The 8,178-nt window shown below is 71.9% G+C and carries 7 protein-coding genes; all 7 read left to right on the forward strand.

The window, feature by feature from the left end; translation table 11 throughout:
• Positions 1–247 (forward strand): ROK family protein (locus VJR25_RS12985; protein ID WP_324115672.1); only part of this gene is annotated, 247 nt, incomplete at its 5' end.
• Positions 244–1,509 (forward strand): MFS transporter, encoded by a 1,266-nt coding sequence (locus VJR25_RS12990; protein ID WP_324115674.1) that lies wholly within the window; start codon positions 244–246, stop codon positions 1,507–1,509. The genes VJR25_RS12985 and VJR25_RS12990, both read left to right, overlap by 4 nt.
• Before the next feature lie 252 nt (positions 1,510–1,761).
• Positions 1,762–3,483: a nitrite/sulfite reductase gene (locus tag VJR25_RS12995; RefSeq protein WP_324115676.1), complete on the forward strand. Its 1,722-nt coding sequence runs from the start codon at positions 1,762–1,764 to the stop codon at positions 3,481–3,483.
• Positions 3,480–4,250 carry a phosphoadenylyl-sulfate reductase gene (locus VJR25_RS13000; protein ID WP_324115678.1) on the forward strand — a complete coding sequence of 257 codons (771 nt, stop codon included), beginning with the start codon at positions 3,480–3,482 and terminating at the stop codon, positions 4,248–4,250. The genes VJR25_RS12995 and VJR25_RS13000 overlap by 4 nt, the downstream gene beginning before the upstream one ends.
• On the forward strand, positions 4,247–5,281 hold the full coding sequence (gene cysD, locus VJR25_RS13005) for a sulfate adenylyltransferase subunit CysD (RefSeq protein WP_324115680.1): 1,035 nt from the start codon (positions 4,247–4,249) through the stop codon (positions 5,279–5,281). Before VJR25_RS13000 ends, cysD begins: the two co-directional genes overlap by 4 nt.
• Positions 5,281–6,705 carry a sulfate adenylyltransferase subunit 1 gene (locus VJR25_RS13010; RefSeq protein WP_324115682.1) on the forward strand — a complete coding sequence of 475 codons (1,425 nt, stop codon included), beginning with the start codon at positions 5,281–5,283 and terminating at the stop codon, positions 6,703–6,705. Before cysD ends, VJR25_RS13010 begins: the two co-directional genes overlap by 1 nt.
• A gap of 250 nt (positions 6,706–6,955) precedes the next feature.
• Positions 6,956–8,020: an ABC transporter substrate-binding protein gene (locus VJR25_RS13015; protein ID WP_324115685.1), complete on the forward strand. Its 1,065-nt coding sequence runs from the start codon at positions 6,956–6,958 to the stop codon at positions 8,018–8,020.
• Positions 8,021–8,178 lie beyond the last annotated feature (158 nt).

Below are 8,178 nucleotides of genomic sequence, written 5' to 3' on the forward strand. Positions count from 1 at the left end.
CACCGTGGTCAACCTGCTGAACCCGCGCGTCATCGTGATCGGCGGCGCCGTCGCCCGTGCGGGCGAACATCTGCTCGCCGGCGTGCGCGAGGTCGTCTACCGGCGCAGCATCCCGCTCGCGACCCAGCACCTCGCGATCGTGCAGTCGCAGGCGGGTGACACCGCCGGTGTGCTCGGGGCCACGATGATGGTCACCCAGCAGGTGCTGTCGTCGGGCGCCGTCGACGAGTGGGTCGCGCGGGCGTGACCCGGGATCCGGAGGTCGCGCGGCCGGATCGCGCGGACGAGCGGCCGGGGCCGCGGGCCGCGCTGCGGGTCGCGCCGTACCGGCGGTGGTTCGCCGCGCAGATCTTCTCGGCCTCCGGCGCCAACACGCAGGTGGTGGCGATGGCGTGGATCATCGTCAGCCGCACGCACGACGGTGTGGCGCTCGCCCTGCTGTCGTTCCTCATCTTCGTGCCCGTGCTGTTCGCCGGGCCCTGGGCAGGGCGCGTCGTCGACCGGTTCGCGCGGCACCGCATCCTGCTCGCCACCCAGCTGGCGTACTTCGTGCTCGGCGCGATCCTCGTCGTCGCCGCAGTCGGCGGGTTCGACGGCATCCCGTTCCTGTACGCCGTCGCCCTCGCCACCGGCATCGTCACCGCGGTGGATGCCCCGGCCCGCCAGATCTACGTGCAGGACCTGCTGCCGCGGCGCCTCATCCCCGCGGCGATCGGCCTGTTCGAGGTGGTGATGAATCTCGCCCGCGTGCTCGGTCCGGGGGTCGCCGGCATCCTGCTCGCCCTCGGCGGCGCGGTGCCGGCGTTCGTGTTCAATGCGGTCGCCTACCTGCCCGCGATCTGGGCCGTGGTGCGCAACCGCGACGTGCCGTCGTTCGCGGAGCCTGCGGCGCCCGGCGACGGACGCGTCAGCGTCTGGGCCGGGCTCGGCTGGGCGGTGCGGCATCCGGACGTGCTCGTCGTGCTGCTGCTCGCGATGGCGTCCGGGCTGCTGTTCAACCTCACGGTGTCGGTGCCGCTGCTGGCCGACGGGGAGTTCGCGATCGGGCCGCAGGGGTACGGGATGCTGATCGCCGTCTTCGGCTGCGGGGCGCTGCTCGGCGCCGTGCGCGCCGCGACGCAGCACACCGCGCCGCCGTTCGGCCGCACCCTGCTGCTCGCCGCGGTCACCGGGGTGCTCGTGCTGGCGAGCGCCGTCGCCCCGGTCTGGCAGACGTTCGCGGTCGGGCTGCTGCTGGTCGGCGGGGTCAGCATCTGGTTCGTCGCCCGCGCCAACGCCTACGTGCAGCTGGCGGCGCCCGCCGGCATCCGCGGCCAGGTCATGAGCATCTGGACGATGTCGCTGATGGGCGTGAGCCCGTTCCTCGGCCTGCTCGCCGGCTGGACCGCGCAGGTCGCCGGCCCCCGCGCCGCCTTCTCCCTGTCCGGCTGGCTGTTCGTCGCGGTGATCGCGGCCGCCGCCGCCACCCGCCTGGTGCGCAGGCGTCCGCTGGAGCGCGGCGACCGCTGACCCCTGCTCCCGCCCCGGCGCCGCCCCGGACCCCCTCCCGCCGGGTCTCCTCCTCCGTTGACTTGCCCTGGATGTACGCGACACGCCGTCGGCGGTGTACATCCAGGGCAAGTCAACACAACACGACGGACGGGGCGGGGCGGGGCGGGAGGCATCGGCGCGGACGTCAACTGTGTGACGCTGCGTGACGCTCCGTTCCATCACGTGACAGCGGGCGTGACGACATGCCGCGGCATCCGTACCTTCAAAGTTGTGAGCCTCACCGACACGCCCCCTACCGCGCCCCGGGACCGCGCCCGACCCCCGCGCCCGTCTTCCAAGCCCAACGGGCAGTGGAAGATCGACGGCACGGCGCCGCTGAACGGGAACGAGGAGTGGAAGCAGGTCGACGACGGCCTGAGCGTGCGCGAGCGCATCGAGAACGTCTACTCCAAGGGCGGCTTCAAGAGCATCGACCCGACCGACCTGCACGGCCGCTTCCGCGTGTGGGGCCTGTACACGCAGCGCAAGCCCGGCATCGACGGCGGCCGCACCGCGACCCTCACGCCCGAAGAGCTCGAGGACGAGTACTTCATGTTCCGCGTGCGCATCGACGGCGGGCAGCTGACCACCGAGCAGCTGCGCGTCATCGCCGGCATCTCGACCGAGTTCGCGCGCGGCACCGCCGACATCACCGACCGCCAGAACATCCAGCTGCACTGGATCCGCGTCGAGGATGTGCCGGAGATCTGGCGCCGCCTCGAGGCCGTCGGGCTGCGCACCACCGAGGCGTGCGGCGACGTGCCCCGCGTCATCCTGGGCTCCCCCGTCGCCGGCATCGCCGCCGACGAGCTGATCGACCCGACGCCGCAGATCGAGGAGATCTCGCGCCGCTTCATCGGCGACCCGTCGCTGGCGAACCTGCCCCGCAAGTTCAAGACCGCGATCACCGGGCACCCCAGCCAGGATGTCGTGCACGAGATCAACGACGTCGCCTTCGTCGCCGTGGAGCATCCTGAGCTCGGCGTCGGCTACGACCTGTGGGTCGGCGGCGCACTGTCCACGACGCCCCGCCTCGGCGAGCGTCTCGGCACGTTCGTGCGTCCCGATCAGGTGGTGGATGCCTGGCACGGCGTCACGCAGATCTTCCGCGACTACGGCTACCGGCGCCTGCGCAACAAGGCGCGCCTGAAGTTCCTGCTGGCCGAGTGGGGCACCGAGAAGTTCCGCCAGGTGCTGCAGGACGAGTACCTCGGATACGAGCTCGCCGACGGCCCCGCCGCGCCGAAGCCGAAGACGCCCGGCGACCACGTCGGCATCCACAAGCAGAAGGACGGCCTCTTCTACGTCGGCGTCGCCCCGACGGTCGGGCGCCTCTCCGGCCCGGAGCTGACGAAGCTCGCCGAGATCGTCGAGGCGCACGGCTCCACGCGCCTGCGCACCACGCCGCACCAGAAGATCGTGGTGCTCGACATCCCCGAGGCGCAGGTCGAGTCGCTCGTCGCCGAACTCGGCGAGCTGGGTCTCAGCGCCAAGCCGAGCGTGTTCCGCCGCGGCACGATCGCGTGCACCGGCATCGAGTTCTGCAAGCTCGCCATCGTCGAGACCAAGGTCAACGCCGCGAACGCCGTCGCCCAGCTCGAGGAGCGCCTCGCCGACATCGACGTGCCGCACGCGCTCAGCCTGCACGTGAACGGATGCCCCAACAGCTGCGCCCGCATCCAGACCGCCGACATCGGCCTGAAGGGCCAGCTCGTCACGATCGACGGCGAGCAGGTGCCCGGCTACCAGGTGCACCTCGGCGGCGGTCTGGCGTCGCTCGACCGCGACGAGCCCGGCCTCGGCCGCACCGTGCGCGGCCTCAAGGTCGCCGCGGACGGCATCGCCGACTACGTCGAGCGGGTCGTTCGCCGGTTCGTGGCCGAGCGGGATGTCGCATCCGACGAGACGTTCGCCCAGTGGGCGCACCGTGCCGACGAGGAGGCCCTGCAGTGAGCACACAGGAGCGGACGGACGCGCGCAGCGCCCGCGATGAGACGCAGCGGCCCGCCAAGCGCACCGCGGAGGAGCTTCGCGCCCTCGCCGAGGCCGGCAACGCCGAGCTCGGCTCGCTGACCGACCACGAGGCATCCGCCTCCGAGGTGGCCGCATGGGTCGCCCGCAACTTCGCCGTCGACGCCGTCGCGGTCGCCTGCTCGATGGCGGACGCCGTCATCCCCTTCATCGTCGCCGAGCAGCTGCCGGGCGTCGACGTGCTGTTCCTCGACACCGGCTACCACTTCACCGAGACGTACGCCACGCGCGACGAGGTCGCCCGCGTGCTCGACGTCAACATCGTCGACGTCAAGCCCAAGCAGACCGTCGCCGAGCAGGATGCCGCCTACGGCAAGGACCTCTTCGCCCGCGACCCCGCCCTGTGCTGCGACCTGCGCAAGGTGCAGCCGCTGCACGAGGTCCTCGGCGGCTACGAGGTGTGGTTCACCGGCGTGCGCCGCGACGAGGCGCCGACCCGCACGAACACGCCGCTGGTCACGTTCGACGAGCGCAACGGCCTCGTCAAGGTGTGCCCCGTCGCCGCGTGGAGCTTCGACGAGCTGCAGTCCTTCGCCGCGCAGCACAATGTCCCGGTGAACCTGCTCGTGAACTTCGGCTACCCGTCTATCGGGTGCGAGCCCTGCACGAAGCCGGTCGCCGCCGGCGAAGACCCCCGGTCCGGCCGCTGGGCCGGGTCCAGCAAGACGGAATGCGGACTCCACGTATGACCTCTGACGCCCTCGCCACCGCCGCCCCCGGTCGCCGAGATCAGGCAGATCGCCGAATTCAGGATGCTTCGGCCCCGATTCAGCCTGATCTGGCCGAATCGCCTGATTTCGCCGACACCCGAACGGACCCGGGGCACCACGCTCCCGATGCTCTCGACCTGCTCGAGGCCGAGGCCATCCACGTGATCCGCGAGGTGGTCGCCGAGTTCGAGCGGCCGGTGCTGCTGTTCTCCGGCGGCAAGGACTCCGTCGTCGTGCTGCACCTCGCCACCAAGGCGTTCGCGCCGGGCCGCGTGCCGTTCGCGCTGCTGCACGTCGACACCGGGCACAACTTCCCCGAGGTGCTGCAGTTCCGTGACGAGACCGCGGCGCGCCTCGGCATCCGCCTCGAGGTCGCCCGCGTGCAGGACTACATCGACGACGGCCGCCTGCACGAGCGCGCCGACGGCACCCGCAACCCGCTGCAGACGCAGCCGCTGCTGGACGCCATCGCCGCCGGCCGCCACGACGCCGTGTTCGGCGGTGCCCGTCGCGACGAGGACAAGGCACGCGCCAAGGAGCGCATCTTCTCGCTGCGCGACGAGTTCGGCCAGTGGGACCCGCGCAATCAGCGGCCGGAGCTCTGGAGCCTGTACAACGGCCGGCACACCCCGGGTCAGCACGTGCGCGTGTTCCCGATCTCGAATTGGACCGAGCTGGATGTCTGGCGCTACATCGAGCGCGAGCGGATCGCGCTGCCGTCGCTGTACTTCGCGCACGAGCGCGACGTATATGCCCGCGACGGAATGTGGCGCTCGATCGGGGAATTCTCCCCCGCGAGGCCGGACGAGACCGTCGAGAAGCGCACCGTGCGCTACCGCACCGTCGGCGACATGAGCTGCACCGGAGCGGTCGAGTCGGATGCCGCGGACCTCGCCGCGATCGTGCGCGAGGTGGCGGCATCCACCCTCACCGAGCGCGGCGCCACGCGCGCCGACGACCGCATCAGCGAAGCAGCGATGGAAGACCGCAAGAAGGACGGGTACTTCTGATGAGCAGTGAATCGACTCCGGTCCTCACCCCCCGGTCGCCCCGCGAGGCCCGCCAGGGCCGAGACGAAACGCAGCGACCGCACGAAATCGACGGGAACCGCGTTTCGGCTCGCTCCGCTCGCTCAACGACCGCCGAGGCGACCACGCTCTTCCGCTTCGCGACGGCCGGCTCCGTCGACGACGGCAAGTCGACGCTCGTCGGCCGCCTGCTGCACGACTCGAAGGCGATCCTCGCCGACCAGCTCGCCCAGGTGCAGCGCACCTCCGCCGACCGCGGGTTCGCGCACGGCGACTTCGACTTCGCGCTGCTCACCGACGGCCTGCGCGCCGAGCGCGAGCAGGGCATCACGATCGACGTCGCCTACCGGTACTTCTCCACCGGCACGCGGTCGTTCATCCTGGCCGACTGCCCCGGGCACGTGCAGTACACCCGCAACATGGTCACCGGCGCCACCACCGCCGACGCCGTCATCGTGCTGGTGGACGCCCGCAACGGCGTCGTCGAGCAGACCCGCAGGCATCTCGCCGTGGTCGCCCTGCTGCGCGTGCCGCACGTGATCGTCGCGGTCAACAAGATCGACCTGCTCGGCTACGACGAAGACGCCTTCGTGCAGGTGGCCGTGGATGCCGCCCGCGTCGCCGACGAGCTCGGCATCCGGGACCTCCACGTCATCCCGGTGTCGGCGCTGCAGGGCGACAACATCGTCGACGCGTCGCCGGAGACCCCGTGGTACGCGGGCCCGACGCTGCTGCACCTGCTCGAGACCCTCCCTGCCGGCGACGCCGCGGCCGAGCAGGACTTCCGCCTGCCGGTGCAGCTCGTGCTGCGTCCGCAGGGGGGCCTCGCCGCGCACCTCGCCGAGGATCCGGATGCCGCGGCCCGCTACCGCGACTACCGCGCCGCCGCCGGGCGCATCTCGACCGGCACGGTGTCGGTCGGCGACGCGGTGGAGGTGCTGCCCGCCGGCATCCGCACCACCGTCACCGGCATCTCGGTCGCCGGACGCCACACCGAGCGCGCCACGGCCGGGCAGTCCGTCGCCCTGGAGCTGGATGCCGACATCGACGCCGCCCGCGGCGCCCTGATCGCGGCCGCCGGCACGCTTCCCGCGCCCCGGCGCGAGTTCGGGGCGGAGCTGTTCCAGCTCGACGCCCGCCCGCTGGCATCCGGAACCCGCGTGCTCGTCAAGCACGGCACCGCCACGGTGCAGGCGATCGTCACCGTCGAGTCCCGCTACGACCTGGACGCGCTCGCCCACAACCCGGCCGAGACCCTCGCCGTCAACGACATCGGCCGCGCCCGCATCCGCGTCGCCGCCGACCTGCCCGTCGAGCCGTACGCGCACAGCCGCGAAGGCGGGTCGTTCCTCGTGATCAACGCCGCCGACGGCGCGACGCTCGCCGCCGGCACCGTGCTGGACTGACGCCGGCTCGCGAGCTCCGCGCGAATCCGTCACGAACGGCCACGTTCGGGGTGCATTCGTGACGGATCGGCGCCGCGCCCGCCCATCGGCGCCACGCCGCGCCCGCGGATCGCCCCGTATTACGCCCGGTGACGCCCCGTTCCACCGCGTGACACCGCGCTCGCGCACGGCATCCGGCGGGCCCTAGCGTCGAGGGGAGAACAGTGCCCGCACCTCCGTGGACACGTCACAGCCCCCGAAGGAGGCGACGATGAAGAACACCCGCACCGCGAAACTCACGATCCTGGCCGTGACCGCGATGATGCTGGCCGGGTGCGCCGCACAGGCGTCCGCGTCGCCCCAGCATCCCGCCGATCTGAACAAGGGCACCGCCGCCGCCCAGCTGCGTCTCGGCTACTTCGCCAACGTCACCCACGCGCCCGCGCTCATCGGGCTGCAGGAGGGCATCCTGCAGAAGGACCTCGGCAAGACGAAGCTGCAGACGCAGATCTTCAACGCCGGCCCCGCCACCATCGAGGCGCTGAGCGCCGGCGCGATCGACGCCGCCTACCTCGGCCCGAACCCGGCGATCAACTCGTTCATCCAGTCCAGGGGCGCCTCGGTGCGGATCGTCGCCGGCGCCACGAGCGGCGGCGCCGAGCTCGTGGTCGCCAAGGACATCACGGACGCGAAGCAGCTCAAGGGCAAGACCCTGGCGACGCCGCAGCTCGGCAACACGCAGGACGTGGCGCTGCGCACCTGGCTGAAGAGCCAGGGCTACCAGACGAGCATCGCCGGCGGCGGTGACGTGAGCATCACCCCGACGGACAACGCGCAGACCCTGCAGCTGTTCCAGCAGGGCAAGATCGACGGCGCCTGGCTCCCCGAGCCCTGGGCGTCGCGCCTGGTCGCCGCGGGCGGACACGTGCTCGTCGACGAGGCGTCGCTGTGGAAGGACGGCAAGTTCCCCACCACGGTGCTCGCCGTCAATGCGGAGTTCCTGCGGCAGCATCCGCAGACCGTGAAGGCCCTGGTGCAGGGCGACGTCGACGCGATCGCCTGGCTCGACGGCCACAAGCAGGATGCCCCCGCCGCCATCAACGCCCAGCTGCAGGCCGCCACCGGCAGGCAGCTGCCCGCGCCGGTGCTCGCGCGCGCCCTGCAGCACGTGACGTTCTCGTCCGACCCGCAGGCGCAGACCTTCCAGGAGCTCGTCGACCACGGCCTCGCCGCGGGCACGCAGAAGAAGGGTTCGATCGACGGGCTGTTCGACCTGCGACTGCTGAACGAGGTCGCGCCCGCCAAGGCGTCGGCCGACGGCCTCGGCGAGGACTGAGCACGACATGACCTCCGACACCCGGCTGTTCCCGAGCTTCGACGGCACCGCGCCCGCCCCGGCGGCGTCGGCCGTGCCGCCCGCCGTGCGCATCGACCACGTGTCCAAGCGCTTCGGCACGGGCCCGCTCGTGCTCGACGACATCTCGCTCGACATCG

This window comes from Microbacterium sp. (genome assembly GCF_035277845.1).
In the GTDB taxonomy this organism is placed as follows: domain Bacteria; phylum Actinomycetota; class Actinomycetes; order Actinomycetales; family Microbacteriaceae; genus Microbacterium.

Coding starts and splice junctions, on each gene's coding strand:
- cysD (WP_324115680.1), top strand. CDS start 4,247: ATGACCTCTGACGCCCTCGCCACCGCCGCCCCCGGTCGCCGAGATCAG.
- VJR25_RS13010 (WP_324115682.1), top strand. CDS start 5,281: ATGAGCAGTGAATCGACTCCGGTCCTCACCCCCCGGTCGCCCCGCGAG.
- VJR25_RS13015 (WP_324115685.1), top strand. CDS start 6,956: ATGAAGAACACCCGCACCGCGAAACTCACGATCCTGGCCGTGACCGCG.